Source organism: Clostridiales bacterium, from assembly GCA_030016385.1.
Lineage (GTDB): Bacteria > Bacillota > Clostridia > Clostridiales > Oxobacteraceae > JASEJN01.
In genome coordinates, this window is the sequence record JASEJN010000117.1 from 1 (window position 1) to 2345 (window position 2345).

A 2345-nucleotide genomic window follows, 5' to 3' on the forward strand; every position below is an offset into this window, starting at 1 on the left:
GCAAAAGTGGAGAATTTTCTCTGCAACTTTGTCCTATTTTATTTTGCAACAAACACATTTTAATGTTGATCTCTTTTTATTTATTATAGTGAGGTATATCAAAATTTGGAAGAACGCCCTTACTAAGGTTTACAAGCTTATTAATAATCAAAGATATATTATCTGCCCATGCAATATCAGTTGCATACTGATTAATGGGCTGATTATGGTACACAATAGCTAAAGGATTCCATCTCATCTTATATACTGTATCCTGCCTATATTCACCATTATTGATATAATCATCATAAATAAATCTTGCTCCACCAATAATTGCAGCCTCTGGGGTAGTCCAATTTTCCTTATCTGCAAGTTGTGAAGCACTGTAAACTGCAGAACCATCATAAGCTCCAATACCATACATATTATATACAGTCCTGCCATTAACCTTTATTCCATTTGCCAACGAAGATTTCCCATACCCTGTTTCAAGACATGCATGTGCAACAAGGTACATCGGATTCACGTACATACCCTGTTGTTTTGCAGCTTGTATAAATATATCCCCTTTATTATATAAAACAGTATGATTTCCATTATTGTATCTAATAAACCAGTTATCTAAAAAATCATTTATCTCATCAGCAGTAATGCTATAAAAAGAATTAAGCCTCATAAATTGATATCTGTCAGCAACTTCCGAGAAATTTGAAGGATCAAGGAACTCCAGAATTCTAGGCTTTGTTGCATCTACCCACTTACTTGAATCAGCATCATAGTCTTGAGGGCTAGCATGATCATATTCTGCATTTAGAATATCCTGCAAGGTAATATTATAGTGTGAGGAAGTATCATCTGGCAACAGAATAATTCGACCTTGAATAATATTGTATTTATTGCAAACTTTTGAAAATTCCTGAGAATTTATGATCCCTGCAAGTACATAATGCTTGCTATAACCATCCAAAATATTATTACTCCACGACGTTAATCCACCTGCATCCGGCTGTCTTTGTAAAAATGCACTATATAGCACTTTTATGTAATCGCTATCACCCAAATTTTTGTTAGTAAATTCAGGGCTGTTTATGAAACTTGTAGCTACCGTTGCACCACTAAATTTGCCATTTGCTAAATTCAAAACATAATGATGAAGTCCCTCTCCATCAGCCTTTCTATTCAAAGCTGAGCTATAAACATTAAATATGAAACTATTAAGTTCAGGCCTTGCATCAACAGGATCAGTTAAGACTATATTACCCTTCGGAATATTATATTTATTACATATCTTTTTATATTCATCAGAATTTACAAAATTAGCCAATATGTTATATCTAGTATGTCCTTTTGATAAAAGGCTTGTCCATCCTGAAAGCTCACTACTGTTAGGATTCCTATTAAATAATGAGTTATATAGTTTTCTTACAAATGTATTATCATCATAATTTAAACTTTTAAATTCTTTAGAAAATATAAATGCTTTTGCCAAATTCGCGCCATCAATCTTTTTATTGGCTAAGCCATTAACATAAGAAATTAAACCTCCTCCATCTGGATTTCTATTCAATGCACTCTTATAAAAATTTGTTATAAATACTACTAAATCTGGCCTTGTATCAATAGGATCAGTTAAGGCTATATTACCAGGAAGTATATCATATTTCCCGCAGAATAATTTAAATTCATCAGAACTTACCATATCATGCAAAATTCTGAGTCTGCTATAGTCTTTTTCGTCCATTAATTGTAGATGAAATGCCTGTCCGCCACTATCAGGAGATCTTCCAAATAATGCATGATAAAGAACCGATATGTATTGACTGTTACTTATATTATTATTAAACTCGGGAGAGTCCAAAAGAGCTTTTATCAAGCCTGCCCCTGTAGATTCATGAGATGACAGCATTTTAAACCAAAATGTTCCATCTGGCTCCCTCTTCAAAATAGACATATAAGCATTCCTTATAAAAGATTCCGGTGAAATTGCAGCTTCCGTTTTTGGCATAAAAATTAAATTTGACACTATTAAAGAGAAAAACAATACTCCCCAGAAAACGATTTTATTAAATTTTTTCATTATACCACCCCACTGACCCATTTATTTTTAAGTTATTGCCCATCTGTTTATAAAATTATTTATTATATTCATTTTTTTACTAACTTTATTACCATTTATTATATTATATTACGAATTCTATTACAATATTGTATGCCTAATTTTGTATGGCAAAAACATGAAAACATGTATTACCAAAACCAATTAAAAATAATTTTTAAGAATCTTTATCCAGCATTATAACTTTTTTAACACGGTGGTGTAACATATAGTGTGTAAACTCCAGAAGAGATATAATAAAGGAACTGGA

Annotated in this window: 1 protein-coding gene; it reads right to left on the reverse strand. The window is 31.7% G+C overall.

Annotated features, from left to right (window positions below; translation table 11 throughout):
- Positions 1-76: 76 nt before the first annotated feature.
- The gene (locus tag QME45_14665; GenBank protein ID MDI6619869.1) at positions 77-2056 is read right to left on the reverse strand and encodes a DUF4214 domain-containing protein; all 1980 of its coding nucleotides are present in this window, start codon (positions 2054-2056) and stop codon (positions 77-79) included.
- Between the last annotated feature and the right edge of the window lie 289 nt (positions 2057-2345).

Bases quoted from the DNA above. Each gene is read 5' to 3' on its own strand.
- QME45_14665 (MDI6619869.1), bottom strand. From the start codon at position 2,056: ATGAAAAAATTTAATAAAATCGTTTTCTGGGGAGTATTGTTTTTCTCT.